This window comes from Nocardioides litoris, from assembly GCF_006346315.1.
Classification (GTDB): domain Bacteria; phylum Actinomycetota; class Actinomycetes; order Propionibacteriales; family Nocardioidaceae; genus Nocardioides; species Nocardioides litoris.
Window position 1 is genome coordinate 118,985 of record NZ_VDMR01000010.1, and the last position, 14,677, is coordinate 133,661.

A 14,677-nucleotide genomic window follows, 5' to 3' on the forward strand; every position below is an offset into this window, starting at 1 on the left:
GACGCTGACCGCGCACCAGGGTGGTGCCGGAGGGGCAGGAACGATGCGCGGACGACGGTGGGCCGGCTCGGCCGCCCTGGTCGTGTGCGCCGGGTACGCCGCTGGAGCGGTCGCGGTAGCCGCGGCTCCCGCTCCGAGCACCCTGGCCGCCTTCAGCGACTCGGCCTCGGTGTCGATGTCCTCCGGGGCCGGCACCTGGCTCGAGCAGCCCCCCGAGGCGTGTGGCGACCTAGCGCGCTACGCCGAGGTCGTGCGCGGCACCGAGGGCCACGACGTCATCGTCAACCTGACCGCCCGACCCAAGATCGTCATGGGCCTCGGCGGCAACGACGTCATCACGGGCGGCCGCGGTGGCGACTGCCTCGTCGGCGGCACCGGCCACGACGTGCTGCACGGCGGCCTGGGCGCCGACATCCTCATCGGCGGCACCGGCCACGACCTGCTCAACGGCGGGTTCGGCTTCGACCGGCTCGACGGCGGCGAGGGCGTCGACACCTGCGTCGCCGGCCCCGGCCGGGACGCGGCCGAGATCACCGGCTGCGAGGTCGGCCAGGTGGGCTCCGGTCGCTGAGGCGACCGACCCGCGGCTCCATCCCTCCACAGACCACCACGACCCCGGCTGGGACGAGCCGGGGTCGTCGTGCGTGCTCGCGACGTCTGAGCTGCCCAAGACACCACGACCCCCCGGCTGGGACGAACCGGGGGGTCGTGGCGTGGGGCCGCCCCGCTAGACAGGGATGGGGGCGGGGCTGGTGGGGGTGGGGGCCTCCTCGACCGGCAGGTCGAGCGTGGTCCCGGCCGGGACGACGTGCGTCGACCGGACGTCGACGAGGCCGAGGTGGATGAGGGCGCGGTCGAGCTCGTCGGTCCCCCGAGGACCGGCAGCGAGCAGCAGGACGTGGCCGTCCGGGCCGCTCTCGACGACGACGCCGCCGAGGTCGACGGCGAGCATCGCGACGTCGGCGCCCGGCTCGAGGCGGACCAGGAGCAGCGGACGGTCCAGGGTGACAGTCCCCGCGCCCTTGCCCTCCCGCTCCTCGCGCCGCTCACGCAGGCCGCCGCTGATCTGGGAGAACGCGAACCAGCCCAGCACGATGGTCCCGACGAGCCAGACGCCGCCGCGGCCGTGCAGGCCGTCGCGGATGGCGCCGAGGTAGGGCACGTGGAACCACACCTCACCCCGGATCCGGTCACCCAGGACCGGGTCGTCCTCCACGTCGTTGGCGTCGCCCTGGAGGACGTAGAGGGTCTGGCCGTCCTCGGCGGTCGTGATCTCCTTGAGCCGATGGGTGACGAAGGTCTGCTCGCCCTCCCCGACCTGGTAGGTCAGCACGTCGCCGACCTCGACCGTGCGCGGGTCGACCGGGCGCACCATCGCCACCGAACCGACCGGGATGGTCGGCGTCATGCTGCCGGTGAGCACGGTCATGGCCTGGCCGTGCACGACGCGCGGGAGCAGCGCGACCACGACGACCGCGCCCGCGACCACCAGGGCCGCGGCCAGCGCCAGCAGGGTGCCGGCGAGCTTGACGACCCCGCGCGGCGTCGGGCGCTGGGGGCGGGGGAGGCGGAGCAGGGGCATGGCGGTCTCGCTTCTCGATGACGGGTACGACGAAAGCGCCCGGGTCGTCGTTGAACGACCCGGGCGCTTCGGCGACTCAGAACTTCTGGTCGAGCGTGAAGTCGAGGTTGTAGGCCGCGGAGTCTCCCTGGGAGGCGTTGGTCGCGCTCTTCGGGAGGAGGATCTCGGTCATCACGCACATCTTCTCGCCGGGCGCGAGGTCCCCGAGCACCGCCTGCGGCTTGGCGTCGAGCTTGAACCACTCGCTCTTGGCGGTCGGCTTGGCCGTCTCGCACGGGTCGGCGGCCTTGGTGGGCGCGCCCGAGTAGAAGCGGAGCTCGGCCTCCTTGAGGAACTCGCCCGGGTTGCCGACCAGGGTCGCGCAGTCGTTGTCCACGACCACCTCGGAGTTGCCGCTGCAGCCGTCCTCGGTGCCCACGAGGTCCGCCAGTGCGACCGACAGGCCGGCCTTGGGGATGGTGTCGCCCTGACGGCTCGAGACGACGAACTGCTTCGAGTTGAGCACGCCGGGCGCCAGCGTGAACTTGCTGACGGGAGCGACGGCGCCCGGCTTGCCGTCCGCCTCGAGCTTCAGGACGAGCTCGTCCGCGCCGATCTGGTTGCCGTCGATGCTGTTGAAGTCCGACCAGGCGGCGAACGTGCCGCCACCGGCGGCGAGAGCGACGACGGCGACGCCGGCGAGAGCGCCGCGCGTGAGCTTCTTGTTCATGTGAGTCCCCTTCACTGTCCCCATGTCCCTGGGGTCCTGATGTCGCTCAACCGGGCGGTTGTGCGGTCGAGGAGGACTCTCGTCCGCGGCCGGGGGCGCCGGCATCGTCAGGATCGTGGGGCTCGCGAGGGGCCCGCCTCCACAGTTGTGAGGAGGCACGAGGGGTGAGACAGGTCCCCCGGAGGGGTGACGGTGAGACGCGCTCCTAGGAGGAACGTGAGGTCCTGCAGACACCTGCGCGTCCGGGCGCGCCCCACCTGCCCCGACCGGGGCCGAGCAAGGAGCACATCATGGGATACGGAGCAGGAGCCTTCCTCCTCGTCGTCGGCCTCGTCCTGGCCCTGGCGGTCACCGAGGAGGTCCAGGGCGTCGACCTCACGATGGTCGGCTGGATCATGGCCGCCGTCGGTGCGCTCGTCATCGTGCTGACCGCCATCACCTGGAACAGCGGCCGCCGCCAGCGCAACGTCCAGACCGTGACCCACCCCGACGGCTCGCAGACCGTCCGCGAGAACCGCAGCCAGGGCCTCTGACGACCCGCTGACGCCTCCGCCCGCCGGCCGCCTCAGGGGGGCGGCGGCGCCGGGCGTCGTACGGCGAGGGCCACGACCACCGCGACGGCGGAGATCACCCCGCCGAAGAGGAACGCCGCGTGGACGCCGTCGGCGGTCGCCTGCACCAGCGACTGGCCGTCGTCGGTCCCGCTGACCTGCACCCGCGTCATCACGGTGACGAACAGCGCGGTCCCGGCCGCGCCGGCGACCTGCTGGAGCGTGGAGACGGTCGCGCTGCCGTGGGAGTACAGGTGCTGGGGCAGCGACCCGAGCGCCGAGGTGAGCAGCGGCGTGAACATGAGGGCCAGCCCGATGCTCAGCAGCACGTGCACGGCCACGACCGAGCCGCGGCCGGTCTCGGTGCCGAACGTGGTCATCAGCCACAGCGCCGCCGAGGCGATCGCGGCGCCGGGCGCGACGAGCGGCCGCGGGCCGACCCGGTCGAAGACGCGGCCGACGACCGGGGCGAGCAGGCCCATGGTCAGGCCGCCGGGGAGCAGGACGAGGCCGGTCTGCAGCGTCGTCAGTCCCAGCACGTTCTGCAGGTAGATGGGCAGCAGGATGAGGGTCCCGAACAGCGCCATCATGCTGACCGCCACGAGCAGCACGGCCACGGTGAAGGTGCGGCTGGCGAAGGTGCGCACGTCGAGCAGGGCGCGCTCCCGCAGCGAGAGCTGCCGCGCGACGAAGGCGACCAGCGCGGCACCGCCGACCACGAGCGGCACCCAGACCGGCACGGGCGTGTGGCCGGTGGCGGCCTCGCCGATCGAGCTGAGCCCGTAGACCAGACCGCCGAACGCGAGGGCCGAGAGCCCGACCGACGGCGCGTCGAGCGGCACGCGGACCGGCTCGGTGACGTTGCGGACCCAGGCGGCACCGAGCGCCAGTGACAGCACGGCGATCGGCAGCACGAGGAAGAACATCCAGCGCCAGCTGAGCTGGTCGAGCACGATCCCCGAGATCGTCGGGCCGACCGCCGGGGCCACGGAGATGACGATCGAGATCGTGCCCATCATCCGCCCCCGGCGCTCCGGAGCCACGATGGAGAGGATCGTGGTGATGAGCAGCGGCATCATCAGCGCGGTGCCGACGGCCTGCACCACGCGGCCTGCGACCAGCACGCCGAACGACGGCGCCAGGCCCGCGACGAGCGTGCCGATCGTGAACGAGGACATGGCGGCCAGGAAGACCTGCCGCAGCGTGAACCGCTGCAGCAGCCACCCGGTCACCGGGATGACCACCGCCATCGTGAGCAGGAACGCCGTGGTCAGCCACTGCGCGGTCGTGGTCGCGACGTCGAACTCCGTCATCAGGGCCGGCAGCGCGACACCCATGATCGTCTCGTTGAGGATGACCACGAACGCCGAGCCGACGAGCAGCGCGACGAGCGGGCCGACCCGGACGCCCGGGGGCAGGGTCGGGGCCTTCAGGTCGTGGTCGTCGGGGGCAGCGGTGGCGGTCACGTCTCTCCTCGGGTGCGTCAGCAGGTGACAGTCTGGCAGTCACTGCCAACACGGCACCACCTGCCGTCATTCCCGGTACCGTGGGGGGATGTCCACGGCCCTGCAGGACCGCCGTCGCCACCAGACCGAGCGCGAGATCCGCGATGCCGCCCTCGACCTGTTCGAGGAGCGCGGCGTCGACGGCACCACCGTCGACGACATCGCGCACGCGGCCGGCGTCTCGCCCCGCACGGTCTACCGCTACGCCACGACCAAGGAGCGCGCGGCGCTCATCCCCGACGCCGAGGCCGAGGCCCGGTTCGAGGCGGCGCTGGCGGCCCTCGACCCGGCGGCGCCGCTCGTGCCGCAGGTCGAGGGCCTGTGGCGCGACGCCCTCGCCGTCTTCGGTGACGGGCGGAGCGCGACGGGCCGCGCCGTGCTGCGGCTGTGGCGGCTCGTCCCGCGCGAGCCGGGACTGCTGCTCGCCGCCATCGCCGTCGACGAGGAGCGGCTGGCCCGGGCCCAGCGCGTGCTCGTCGACGACCTCGGCCTCGATGCGCTGACCGCCCGCGTCGCGCTCGAGAGCACGGCCGTCGTCGTCCGCGTCGCCCTCGACCACTGGGCCGCCGGCCCCCGTCGCGCGAGCCTCGTGACGGCGTACGACGAGGCGTGCGCGGCGCTGCACGGCCAGCGCTGAGCGGTCCGGCGCGTCCGGCGCGCCCGGCGCGTCCGGCGCTTCAGGGGGTCAGCAACCCGCGCAGGGTCGCGGTCATGGCGTCGCGGGCACCGGCGACGTCGAGCCCGAGGTCGTCGCGCCAGGTCGTCCAGCACGGGTAGGCGGACGCGGCGACCACCGCCTGCAGGCGGCCGGTCGCCGCGCCCTCGAGCTCGGCGGCGAACACGACCTGGGCCTCGACGACGATGGAGCCGACGAAGCGCGCCCGCGACTCGCGCAGCGCCGGGCTGAACGGCTCGCGGAGCGCCGCGGCGACGGCGTACGGCGCGAGGTCCTCCAGCTCCTCGGCCCGCTGGGCGCACCAGCGCCCGAGGCGCTGGTCGAGGGGGCCGTCGCCCGTCAGCGGCTGGTGCCCGGTGAGATAGCCGTGCCACAGCTCGCGGGCGGCGGCGTCGTGCAGGGCCTCGAGGTCGGGGAAGTGGGCCCACAGGCTGCGGACCGACACGCCGGCCGCCTCGGCGACCCGGGCCCCGGTGACCCGCAGCTCGCGGTCGGCCACGAGCCGGAGGAACGCCTCGATGCAGGCCGCACGGGTGCGCTGCCCCCGCAGCACGCGACCGTCGGTGGCCTGCTCCGGCTCGTCCATGCCCGGACGGTACGCCGCCGGCACGCGGCGCGCCGTCCGGGCCGGGAAGACCGGGCGGAAGACCGGGTCGACGGGCTGCTCAGCCGATCCGGTAGTCGGAGATCGCCCCGGTGGGCCGGGGGCCGGGGGTGAGGAACTGCTCGTAGCGGGTGTCGTCGTCGACGAACCGCTTGAGCCAGGCCACGGTGTAGGACGCGATGGTGGCGTTGGCGGTGTTGGGGGCGAAGTGCGAGGCGCCCGCGAGCTCGAGGTAGGCACGCCGCTCGGCGCTGGTGAGGCTGGTCCAGAAGGGGATGGCGTGCGACCCCACGGGCGCGACGGAGTCGTCCTCGGCCCCGATCTCCAGCGCCGCGGCCTGCACCTCGGGCCAGGTCTTGTCGAGGTTCCAGGGCGTCAGCCCGACGGCGGCCTCGAGGGAGGGTCGGGTCACGGCCGCCTCGAGCGTGCCGCCGCCGCCCATCGAGTGGCCGACCACGGCCTGGCGGGTGCGGTCGACGCGGCTCGCGGTGCGCGAGTCCGCGACGACGTGGTCGAGGGCCGCCAGCAGCTGGTCGCCGCGGGCGTCGGGCTGGTCGTAGCGGCTGTTGGTGTTGAACGTGATGACCACGAACCCGAACGACGCCAGGCGCGGCCCGAGCCAGGAGATCGACGACTCGCTCGCCGTGTAGCCCGGCGAGATGGCCACGACGCCGAAGGTGCCCTCGGCCGTCGACGTCGGGTAGGACACGGTGCCCGACCCGAACCCGCGCGAGGCGAGGTCGGAGACGGAGTACTGGCTGACCGCGAACGGGCCGCGCGTGGCCGCGATGCTCGTGCTGGTCGGCGCCGGCCCCCGCTCGTACGGCGAGGCCGCGACCGCGACCGGGGCGGGTGCGACGGCGAGGCCGGCGGTGGCGGTGACGCCGGCGACGGCGAGCGCGAGGCGGGTGCGGACGCCTTGCCGGGCTGCGCGCCCGGTGGGGGAGGGGTGGGGTGCGGTCATGGTCGTGCCTTCCCGAGAGGTGCGGCCCCGAGCGGCCCGCGCCCACTGCGCGGGTCCTCGGAGGGTCGGCCGCAGAAGTAGTTGCAGTCATGGTGCAGCAATAGTCGACGAAGCGCCAGGGTCCCCCCAGACCCTGGCGCCCCGGCCTGCCGCCGTGGCCAGCACCCGCACGCGGTAGGCCACCGTTGTGATCCGTGTGCTTAACGGACACCGACGACGTCGATCGACGCTGGTGCGTCGTTCCTGGCATCGCGACGGCGAACCTCATCAGCGGTCGCTGGGGACGCCGAGACCATCAGCCCGACCACCATCGCTCCGATCGGCCTCGGGACGGAGAGGGCAACTGAGGGAGGGGGAGCTCGTGGGGGCATCCGACGACGACAGGTCGCGCTCTGCGCACGGGCTGGCGTTCGTCCTGGACGTCTCGTCGGCTCGCTCTGGACCACTGCGCCTCGCCAGGCACCGCCGCGATGACGACCCGTCAGGGCGTCCAGCGCTCGTCCCTGGCTCACGCGAAAGGCCGACCCAGGCTGCGGTCCCAGCTCCGGCTCAGGAGGCAAGAGGATAGGTACATCCCTTTCCGCACAGAGGCATTCGAGCCTCTGACCTGCGCTTTGGTGCCCCAGGCAAGAGTCGAACTTGCGACCTTTCGCTTAGGAGGCGGCTGCTCTATCCACTGAGCTACTGGGGCGGTGGGTCCATCTTGTCAGGCCAGGGCCCGAGCCGCCGCCACCGGACGGAGGTGCCGGACGGAGGTGGCGCGCGCCGACCGCTCGGGCCAGGGTGGGGCGCATGGCGGAGCACCAGGACGAGACGACCGACGAGACGACCGCGGAGCCGGGCCTGCCGGGCCTGCCCATGGTCGACCTGCTGCTGTCGGTGGCCTCGGCGCAGACCGCCGACGAGCTCGACGCCATCGACGCCGAGCTCGACAAGCGCCTGGGCTGACGTCGTCCGCCGAGGGCCGCGCCCGGTGGGTACCGGCCCGCGGTGAGCACGTCGAGAGCGGTCGGGCGCGGGATCGGGACGGTCGTGGCGGCGCTGGCGCGGGTGCGGTCGACGGACAAGCCGATGCACCCGCGTGGCACCGTCCACCGGGGAACGCTGCGGCGCACCGGTGTCGCGGATCCGGTGGCGGGCAGCGGGTCGCCGTTCCTCGACACCGCCGGCGTCGACCCCGTGGTCGTGCGGGTGTCGCGGTCGGTGGGTCTGCCGCGTCCCTGGCCCGACGTCAACGGCCTGGCCATCCGGGTGCCGACGCCCGACGGGCCGGCCGACCTGCTGCTCAACGGCACCGGCCGGGGCCGGCTGGGGCGCTTCGTGCTCGCGCCCAGCACCCGGGGCGTCGGACGCTTCTGCACCACCCTGCTGCCGCTGGCCTCGCCGTCGGGGCCCGTGCTGGTGGCGGCCGAGCCCGTCGGGCCGCTCGCGTGGCGGCTGCTCTGGGCGCCGGCGTGGTCGCGGGCCTCGGCGTGGCGGGTGTTCGGCCGGCTCGAGCTGGCGCCGGCCGAGGAGGCCGAGGACGTCGACGTCACCTTCGACCCCGCCGCCGGTGCGCCACCGGGGCTCACGGTGCCGGCCTGGCAGCGTGAGCTCCGCGCGCCGTCGTACGCCGCCGCCCGGCGGGCCCGGGGCGCCTGACCTCGATTTCGCCCCCGCAGGGGTGGTGGCGCACCATGGGAAGCTCCGACCGAGCGACCCCCAGGTGACGATGCACTCTCTGCCTCCCGAGCGCCCCGCGCAGCACCCGACGCCCGACGAGATCAGCAGCGAGGACCACCCCGGCCGATCGTCAGCGGGCCGGCGCTCCGCCGGTCCCCGCCGTCGCGGCCGGGCCAAGAAGCGGCACCGCGCCCTCGTCGTGGTCCTCGGCGTCGTGACCACGCTGGCCCTCGTCGTGGGCCTGGGCTCGGTGTACTTCGTGCGCCACCTCGACGACAACGTCGACTTCCAGAGCTACGACGACCAGCTCAGCAACCGGCCCGACAAGGTCGACGTCGACACCGGCCCGCAGGAGCCGCTCAACATCCTGGTCATGGGCTCCGACACCCGCGAGGGCGCCGGCAACAACATCGACGGGCTCACCGGCGACGGCGAGCGGTCGGACACCACGATCATGTTCCACCTCTCGGCCGACCGCACCTTCGCCTACGGCATCAGCATCCCGCGCGACAGCCTGGTCGACCGCCCCGAGTGCAGGGGCGAGGACGGCGAGGTCATCCCGGGCCAGGACGACGTCATGTGGAACGAGGCCTTCGCGGTCGGCGGCCCCGCCTGCACGATGCAGCAGTTCGAGCAGCTCACCGGCGTCCGCCTCGACAACTACGTCAAGGTCGACTTCAACGGGTTCCGCAACATGGTCGACGCCATCGGGGGCGTGGAGGTCTGCATCCCCGAGGAGGTCTCCGACCCCGCCCACGGCATCACCATCCCGGCGGGCACCCGCGAGATCAAGGGCAACGAGGCACTCAGCTACGTCCGCGCCCGCTACACGCTCGGCGACGGCTCCGACCTCGGCCGGATCACCCGGCAGCAGGCGTTCCTCGCGGCCATGGCCGGCAAGGTCGTCTCCAAGGGCATGCTGACCCGGGTCGACCGGCTCCTCGGCTTCCTCGATGCCGCCACCCAGTCGCTGCAGACCGACTTCGACTCCGTCCGCGACATGGGCGACGTGGGCGCCTCGTTCCGCTCGGTCGGCCTCAACAAGATCAAGTTCGTCACCGTGCCGTGGCAGTACGCCCCGGAGGACCCCAACCGCGTCGAGTGGCTGCCGGAGGCCGAGCAGCTGTGGAAGCGGGTCCAGGAGGACAGGCCGCTCGCCGGCAAGACCTCCTCCGGCGTCATCAGCGCCAAGGACGACGTCACCGGCCGGTCGGCCTCCGCGGGGGACGGGAGCGGCAAGGGCGGCGCGGTGACCACCGAGCAGCGCAGGTCCGCCGGCCTGTGCGCGTGACCTGCGCGTGACCGACGAGGTCGGGCCCGCCGAGCGCTCCGAGACCCCGGAGCAGCGGCGCCGGCGGCTCGAGGCCGTCTTCGGCGACGTCCTGCCCGACACCACCCGCGACGAGCGCGACGACGCCGAGCCGTCCGGGCGTGGCCCGGGCGACTCGGCGTCGGAGGCGTGGTTGCGCGAGCAGGTCCCGCCCCACCACGGGGGCTGAGCGAGACCCGTCGCGGGAACCCGAAGGCGTCAGGCCTGGGGGGGCAGCGCGGAACCGCCGCCCTGGGCGACCAGGCTGTCGCGGATCTGGCGGAGCAGGGTGATGTCCTCCGGGGTGCCCGGCGGCGGGCTGGGGAAGAAGCGCTCCTTGGCCTTGACGTAGGGCGTCACGACCAGGAAGTAGACGACCGCGGCCAGGATCACGAACGAGATGACCGCGTTGAGGAACGCACCGAACGAGTTGGCCTCGTTGCTGAAGACGCTGTCGACGGACTCCGGCAGCTGGGCGGTGAGCCAGGCCGTGAACGTGGTGACCACGGCCCCGAACGCGGTGCCGATGATCACGGCGACGGCCAGGTCGACGAGGTTGCCGCGGAAGAGGAAGTTCTTGAAGCCGTTCATCTTGCTCCTAGGTGTGTCCGAGACTGCCCCGACCCCCGGGGCCCGTCGAAACTAGCGGCTGGACCACGCGAACGTCACCACCGAGCGCGCGGCCGCGTCGGTGACCGACGCCACCGCGGCGTCGTCGAGGCCCAGCACCACGAGCCGCCCGGCGAGGCCGGTGGGCCCGGTCGCGTCGTCCGGGGCGGGGACGGCGAGCACGACCGCCCCCGACGCGACGGTCTCGCTCCCGCCGGCCCGGGGGTCGGTCGCGACCAGGTCGATGTCGTCACCGGGGCGCAGCAGACCGGCGGCTCCGGCGTCGGGCAACCGCACCGGCACCGCGCGCAGGTCGTCGTGGCCGGTGGTGAGAGCCGGCCCGACCAGACCGACCCCGGTCAGCGGCTGGCCGCGGGTGACGGGCGCGGCCAGCACCCGGCCGTCGACCTGGTCGGCGTCGAGCACGCCCGCGGGCACCGACCCCGGCGCGAAGGCGACGGTCACCAGGTCGCCGCGCCCGAGCACCTCGCCGGCCGGGAGGTCACGCGCGGCCACCGCCACCGCCGTGGTCGCCGGCGGGGGAGTGCGGGTGGCCGCGAGGCCCGAGGCGACCGCGAGAGCCGCGCAGCCCGCGGCGAGCAGCCGGCGCTGGCGCAGCACCTGGCGGCGTACGTCGGAGGCGAGGCGGGTCAGGCGGGCGGGACGGCCGAGGTCGAGGGGCATCCCGCGACGCTAGGCGCGTCGACGGGCTCGGGCGAGGGCGCCGAGGCCCTCTCCACAGGTCAGGCCTTGCTGCCCGCCGACGACGAGGACGACGAGGACGACGACGAGGAGTCGGACTTCGCGGCCGGCTTCGACTCGGTCTTGGAGTCGGATTTGGTCTCCGTCTTGGTCTCGGACTTCTGCTCGCCCGAGCCGGAGCCCTTGCCGTCGGCGGCCCGGCTGTCGGTGCGGTAGAACCCGGAGCCCTTGAAGACGACGCCGACAGCGTTGTAGAGCTTGCGCAGGCGGCCCTGGCACTCGGGGCACGTGGTCAGCGAGTCCTCGGTGAAGGACTGGACCTGCTCGAACGCGTGCCCGCACTCGGTGCAGGCGTACTGGTAGGTCGGCACGGCGGGGCTCCTCGTGGAGGCGGGTGGAGGCGGGTGGAGGCGGGTGGAGAGGGGTGATCGGGTCCGGGGCGGAGGGATTGGCACTCGCGCCCGTCGAGTGCCAACGATACGGCACGGCATGATGTTCCGCACGATGACCTCCGCTACCGACGAGCCCGACCTGCGCCCCGCCGGGGGCTCGCAGCGCACCCGCCGCGTCCCGCTCTGGTGGCGGCGGTTCCGGCTGCTCCCGGGACCGCTGCGCTGGTCGGCGTACGCCGCCACGGTGCTCGTCCTGGTGCTGGTGGCGACCCTGGTCACGGGCGCGGTGGTCGTGCGCCGCTCGTTCCCGCAGACCGACGGCGAGGTCGAGGTGAGCGGCCTCGCCGGGGACGTCGACGTGGTGCGCGACGAGCACGGCGTGCCCCAGGTCTACGCCGACACGACCGAGGACCTGATGCGCGCCCAGGGCTACGTGCACGCCCAGGAGCGGTTCTACGAGATGGACGTGCGCCGGCACGCGACGGCGGGCCGGCTGGCCGAGCTGTTCGGCCCCGACGCGGTCGAGAGCGACGTGGTCGTGCGCACGATGGGCTGGCGGCGGGTGGCCGAGGCCGAGCTGCCGCTGCTCGACCCCGACACCCGCGTGGCGCTCGACGCCTACGCCGCGGGCGTCAACGCCTACCTGCGCGACCGCGCCCCGAGCGAGGTCGCGCTGGAGTACGCCGTGCTCAACGCGGGTGGTCTCGGCTACACGCCGGAGCCGTGGTCGGCCGTCGACTCCCTGGCCTGGCTCAAGGCCATGGCGTGGGACCTGCGCGGCAACATGAGCGACGAGATCGACCGCACCCTCACCGCCGCGGTCGTGGGCCGCGAGCGCACCGAGCAGCTGTGGCCGGCGTACTCCCGCCGTGAGCACGCGCCCATCGTGGGCAGCGGTGCGGTCGTCGACGGGGTCTTCGACCAGGACGCCGAGCCGGGCACCACGCGGTTCCCGACCCGGCCGGCGCCGTTCGGCGGCCCCGGCGCCGCTGCTGCGCGGCGCTCGCTCGCGCAGGTCGGTGCGGCCGTCGACCGCCTGCCGGTCTGGCTCGGGCGCGGCGACGGCATCGGCAGCAACTCCTGGGTCGTCTCGGGCGACCGCACCGACACCGGCATGCCCGTGCTGGCCAACGACCCCCACCTCGGCGTCTCGCTGCCGGGCGTGTGGATGCAGGTCGGGCTGCACTGCCGCACCGTCGGGCCGGACTGCCCCTACGACGTCGCGGGGTTCTCCTTCTCCGGCGTGCCGGGCGTCATCATCGGCCACAACGCCGACATCGCCTGGGGCTTCACCAACCTCGGCCCCGACGTCACCGACCTGTACGTCGAGCGCGTCGTCGGCGACCGCTGGCAGCACGGGCGCCGGCTCCGCCCGCTCGCCAGCCGCACCGAGACGATCGAGGTCGACGGCGCCGACGACGTGGTCGTCGAGGTCCGCTCGACCGCCCACGGGCCGATCCTCAGCGACGTCGACGACACCCTGGCCCGGGTCGCCAACGACGCCGACGTGCCCTCCCGTCGCGCCCCGGCCGGCACGGAGCTCGCGGTCTCGCTCGCCTGGACCGCGCTGGAGCCCGCGCCCACCGCCGACGCGGTGCTCGCCCTCAACCGGGCGAGCGACTGGACGTCGTTCCGCGCCGCCGTCGCCGACTTCGCGGTGCCCTCGCAGAACATCGTGTACGCCGACCGCGACGGCCACATCGGCTACCAGGCCCCCGGTCGCATCCCGATCCGCAAGTCCGGCAACGACGGCCGCTGGCCCTCGGCCGGGTGGCGGCCGGAGAACGACTGGACCGGCGAGGACGTGCCCTACGACGGCCTGCCCAGCGTGCTCGACCCCGACGAGGGGTTCGTGGTGACCGCCAACCAGGAGGTCATCGGCCCCGACTACGCCTACGACCTGGGGTCCGACTTCGACCGCGGCTACCGGTCCCAGCGCATCCGCGACCTGCTGCAGACCCAGCTCGACGGCGACGGCACCGTCTCGGTCGACGACTCCCTCGCCGTCCAGCGCGACACCCGCAACCCGGTCGCGCCGGTGCTGCTGCCCCACCTCCTCGCCGCCCGCCTCGACCCCGGGTACGACGACGACGGCCAGCGCCTGCTGACCCGCTGGGACCTCAGCCAGCCGGCCGAGGGCGAGCAGAGCGCGGCGGCGGCCTACTTCAACGTGGTGTGGCGCGACCTGCTCGCCCTCACCTTCCACGACGAGCTGCCGCGCGACCTGTGGCCCGACGGCGGGCAGCGGTGGATGGGGGCGGTGACCGACCTGCTCGAGGCGCCCGACGACCCGTGGTGGGACGACACCACCACCGACGACGTGGTCGAGCGTCGCGACGACATCGTGGCCCGCGCGATGGTCGACGCCCGCGACGACCTCACCCGCCTCGTCGGGCCCGACCCGGGGGAGTGGACGTGGGGCGCGCTCCACGAGCTGCGCCTGGAGTCCTCCTCGCTCGGGCAGTCGGGCATCGGCCTGGTCGAGCGCACCTTCAACCGCGGCGGCTGGGAGTCCGGTGGTGGACCCTCGGCCGTCGACGCCGCCGCCTGGGACGCCGCCGAGGGCTACGAGGTCACCAACGCTCCCTCGATGCGCATGGTGGTCTCGCTCGCCGACTGGGACGACGCCCGCTGGGTCAACCTGACCGGCGTCTCCGGCCACGCCTTCCACCCCCACGCGACCGACCAGACCGACCTCCTCGTCCGCGGTGGGTCACTGCCGTGGCCCTTCACCACCGCCGCGGTCGACGCCGCCGCCGACGACCGGCTGCGGCTGGTCCCCGCCGCCGACGGGTAACCCCCGCGGGGTCAGAAGCGGTGCAGGCCCGACGGCGTGACGACGGCGGTGACGGGCCGGTCGTGGGGCTCGGCGGGCACGGGGCGGACCTCGCCGTCGTACAGGACCGCGCAGGTGAACGTGCCCACCGGCACCCGGCCCAGGGCGCGGTCGTAGGAGCCGCCGCCGCGGCCTAGCCGCAGGCCGGTGGGGGAGACGGCGAGCGCGGGCACGACGACCGCGTCGGCGGTGCCGACCGCGTCGACGCCGAGCCGCCGTCCGGTCGGCTCCAGCAGGCCGAACCGCGCGGGGGCGAGGCCGCCCGGGCCGGCGTACGCCGCCCAGTCGAGGTCGCCGTCGGGCAGCAGCACCGGCAGGACGACCCGCGTGCCGGCGGCGGCGAGCCCGTCGAGCAGCCAGGACGTGCCGGGCTCCGTCCCGATCGAGACGTACGCCGCCACGGTGGCCGCCCGGGTGACCTCGGGCGCCGCGAGCAGGTGGCCCGCGACCGCGCGCGCGAACAGCCCGATCTCGGCGACCGGGAGCCGGTTGCGCGCGGTGAGCAGCTGGTCGCGCAGCGCGAGCTTGGCGAGGCTGGATGGTGCCCTGTCCACGATCGGAGCCTAGGCTCGCTCC

The 14,677-nt window shown here is 74.1% G+C and carries 17 protein-coding genes and 1 tRNA gene; 8 read left to right on the forward strand and 10 right to left on the reverse strand.

The genetic code is table 11. The annotated features are described in order from the left end of the window. Positions 1–43: 43 nt before the first annotated feature. A complete protein-coding gene (locus FJQ57_RS21595) occupies positions 44–571 on the forward strand; it encodes a calcium-binding protein (RefSeq protein WP_139984370.1) in 528 nt (175 codons plus the stop codon). A 156-nt stretch (positions 572–727) separates the two neighbouring features. Here the strand turns inward: FJQ57_RS21595 and FJQ57_RS21600 are convergent, their stop codons facing one another. Together FJQ57_RS21600 and FJQ57_RS21605 are read right to left on the reverse strand one after the other, a co-directional pair. Then, complete coding sequence (locus tag FJQ57_RS21600) at positions 728–1,582, reverse strand: signal peptidase I (RefSeq protein WP_139984372.1); 855 nt, start codon at positions 1,580–1,582, stop codon at positions 728–730. Between the two features lie 76 nt (positions 1,583–1,658). Then, a complete protein-coding gene (locus FJQ57_RS21605; protein WP_170219555.1) occupies positions 1,659–2,291 on the reverse strand; it encodes a SipW-dependent-type signal peptide-containing protein in 633 nt (210 codons plus the stop codon). A gap of 290 nt (positions 2,292–2,581) precedes the next feature. On the opposite strand from FJQ57_RS21605, the gene FJQ57_RS21610 reads away from it, so the two are divergent. Next, the gene (locus tag FJQ57_RS21610) at positions 2,582–2,824 is read left to right on the forward strand and encodes a DUF6458 family protein (RefSeq protein WP_139984376.1); all 243 of its coding nucleotides are present in this window, start codon (positions 2,582–2,584) and stop codon (positions 2,822–2,824) included. Positions 2,825–2,856: 32 nt separating this feature from the next. On the opposite strand, the gene FJQ57_RS21615 is transcribed toward FJQ57_RS21610, so the two are convergent. After that, entirely contained in the window at positions 2,857–4,308 is a 1,452-nt protein-coding gene (locus tag FJQ57_RS21615; RefSeq protein ID WP_139984378.1) for an MDR family MFS transporter, read from the reverse strand. Between the two features lie 88 nt (positions 4,309–4,396). On the opposite strand from FJQ57_RS21615, the gene FJQ57_RS21620 reads away from it, so the two are divergent. Continuing rightward, on the forward strand, positions 4,397–4,984 hold the full coding sequence (locus tag FJQ57_RS21620; protein ID WP_139984379.1) for a TetR/AcrR family transcriptional regulator: 588 nt from the start codon (positions 4,397–4,399) through the stop codon (positions 4,982–4,984). A 40-nt stretch (positions 4,985–5,024) separates the two neighbouring features. Here the strand turns inward: FJQ57_RS21620 and FJQ57_RS21625 are convergent, their stop codons facing one another. From FJQ57_RS21625 to FJQ57_RS21635, 3 genes are all read right to left on the reverse strand, one after another. After that, positions 5,025–5,609 carry a TetR/AcrR family transcriptional regulator gene (locus FJQ57_RS21625; protein WP_139984381.1) on the reverse strand — a complete coding sequence of 195 codons (585 nt, stop codon included), beginning with the start codon at positions 5,607–5,609 and terminating at the stop codon, positions 5,025–5,027. A gap of 79 nt (positions 5,610–5,688) precedes the next feature. Next, positions 5,689–6,591: an alpha/beta hydrolase family protein gene (locus tag FJQ57_RS21630; RefSeq protein ID WP_139984383.1), complete on the reverse strand. Its 903-nt coding sequence runs from the start codon at positions 6,589–6,591 to the stop codon at positions 5,689–5,691. A 615-nt stretch (positions 6,592–7,206) separates the two neighbouring features. Continuing rightward, positions 7,207–7,282: transfer RNA gene (locus FJQ57_RS21635), tRNA-Arg, on the reverse strand. Positions 7,283–7,383: 101 nt separating this feature from the next. Here FJQ57_RS21635 and FJQ57_RS22765 point away from each other — a divergent pair. The 4 genes from FJQ57_RS22765 to FJQ57_RS21650 all read left to right on the forward strand — a co-directional run bounded on the left by FJQ57_RS22765 (position 7,384) and on the right by FJQ57_RS21650 (position 9,752). Next, a complete protein-coding gene (locus FJQ57_RS22765; protein WP_170219556.1) occupies positions 7,384–7,539 on the forward strand; it encodes a hypothetical protein in 156 nt (51 codons plus the stop codon). 42 nt (positions 7,540–7,581) lie between these two features. After that, the gene (locus FJQ57_RS21640; RefSeq protein ID WP_139984385.1) at positions 7,582–8,232 is read left to right on the forward strand and encodes a hypothetical protein; all 651 of its coding nucleotides are present in this window, start codon (positions 7,582–7,584) and stop codon (positions 8,230–8,232) included. 70 nt (positions 8,233–8,302) lie between these two features. Next, positions 8,303–9,544, forward strand: coding sequence for an LCP family protein (locus FJQ57_RS21645; protein ID WP_139984387.1), 1,242 nt, complete (start codon positions 8,303–8,305; stop codon positions 9,542–9,544). A gap of 7 nt (positions 9,545–9,551) precedes the next feature. Next, the gene (locus tag FJQ57_RS21650; RefSeq protein ID WP_139984388.1) at positions 9,552–9,752 is read left to right on the forward strand and encodes a hypothetical protein; all 201 of its coding nucleotides are present in this window, start codon (positions 9,552–9,554) and stop codon (positions 9,750–9,752) included. Between the two features lie 29 nt (positions 9,753–9,781). On the opposite strand, the gene FJQ57_RS21655 is transcribed toward FJQ57_RS21650, so the two are convergent. From FJQ57_RS21655 to FJQ57_RS21665, 3 genes are read right to left on the reverse strand one after another with little or no spacing between them, the layout of a single operon-like run. Next, positions 9,782–10,153, reverse strand: coding sequence for an MscL family protein (locus FJQ57_RS21655; RefSeq protein ID WP_139984390.1), 372 nt, complete (start codon positions 10,151–10,153; stop codon positions 9,782–9,784). 51 nt (positions 10,154–10,204) lie between these two features. Next, the gene (locus FJQ57_RS21660; RefSeq protein ID WP_139984392.1) at positions 10,205–10,855 is read right to left on the reverse strand and encodes an SAF domain-containing protein; all 651 of its coding nucleotides are present in this window, start codon (positions 10,853–10,855) and stop codon (positions 10,205–10,207) included. A gap of 59 nt (positions 10,856–10,914) precedes the next feature. Further along, the gene (locus FJQ57_RS21665; protein WP_139984394.1) at positions 10,915–11,244 is read right to left on the reverse strand and encodes an FmdB family zinc ribbon protein; all 330 of its coding nucleotides are present in this window, start codon (positions 11,242–11,244) and stop codon (positions 10,915–10,917) included. A gap of 133 nt (positions 11,245–11,377) precedes the next feature. Here FJQ57_RS21665 and FJQ57_RS21670 point away from each other — a divergent pair, with 133 nt between their 5' ends. Next, the gene (locus FJQ57_RS21670; RefSeq protein WP_139984396.1) at positions 11,378–14,062 is read left to right on the forward strand and encodes a penicillin acylase family protein; all 2,685 of its coding nucleotides are present in this window, start codon (positions 11,378–11,380) and stop codon (positions 14,060–14,062) included. A gap of 11 nt (positions 14,063–14,073) precedes the next feature. On the opposite strand, the gene FJQ57_RS21675 is transcribed toward FJQ57_RS21670, so the two are convergent. Then, positions 14,074–14,655, reverse strand: coding sequence for a 5-formyltetrahydrofolate cyclo-ligase (locus FJQ57_RS21675; protein ID WP_139984398.1), 582 nt, complete (start codon positions 14,653–14,655; stop codon positions 14,074–14,076). Positions 14,656–14,677: the final 22 nt, after the last annotated feature.

Excerpts from the sequence above, each read along its gene's own strand:
- FJQ57_RS21630 (WP_139984383.1), bottom strand. The coding sequence starts at position 6,591 with ATGACCGCACCCCACCCCTCCCCCACCGGGCGCGCAGCCCGGCAAGGC.
- FJQ57_RS21670 (WP_139984396.1), top strand. The coding sequence starts at position 11,378 with ATGACCTCCGCTACCGACGAGCCCGACCTGCGCCCCGCCGGGGGCTCG.
- FJQ57_RS21660 (WP_139984392.1), bottom strand. The coding sequence starts at position 10,855 with ATGCCCCTCGACCTCGGCCGTCCCGCCCGCCTGACCCGCCTCGCCTCC.
- FJQ57_RS21625 (WP_139984381.1), bottom strand. The coding sequence starts at position 5,609 with ATGGACGAGCCGGAGCAGGCCACCGACGGTCGCGTGCTGCGGGGGCAG.
- FJQ57_RS21645 (WP_139984387.1), top strand. The coding sequence starts at position 8,303 with ATGCACTCTCTGCCTCCCGAGCGCCCCGCGCAGCACCCGACGCCCGAC.
- FJQ57_RS21610 (WP_139984376.1), top strand. The coding sequence starts at position 2,582 with ATGGGATACGGAGCAGGAGCCTTCCTCCTCGTCGTCGGCCTCGTCCTG.
- FJQ57_RS21620 (WP_139984379.1), top strand. The coding sequence starts at position 4,397 with ATGTCCACGGCCCTGCAGGACCGCCGTCGCCACCAGACCGAGCGCGAG.
- FJQ57_RS21600 (WP_139984372.1), bottom strand. The coding sequence starts at position 1,582 with ATGCCCCTGCTCCGCCTCCCCCGCCCCCAGCGCCCGACGCCGCGCGGG.
- FJQ57_RS21605 (WP_170219555.1), bottom strand. The coding sequence starts at position 2,291 with ATGAACAAGAAGCTCACGCGCGGCGCTCTCGCCGGCGTCGCCGTCGTC.
- FJQ57_RS21655 (WP_139984390.1), bottom strand. The coding sequence starts at position 10,153 with ATGAACGGCTTCAAGAACTTCCTCTTCCGCGGCAACCTCGTCGACCTG.
- FJQ57_RS22765 (WP_170219556.1), top strand. The coding sequence starts at position 7,384 with ATGGCGGAGCACCAGGACGAGACGACCGACGAGACGACCGCGGAGCCG.
- FJQ57_RS21595 (WP_139984370.1), top strand. The coding sequence starts at position 44 with ATGCGCGGACGACGGTGGGCCGGCTCGGCCGCCCTGGTCGTGTGCGCC.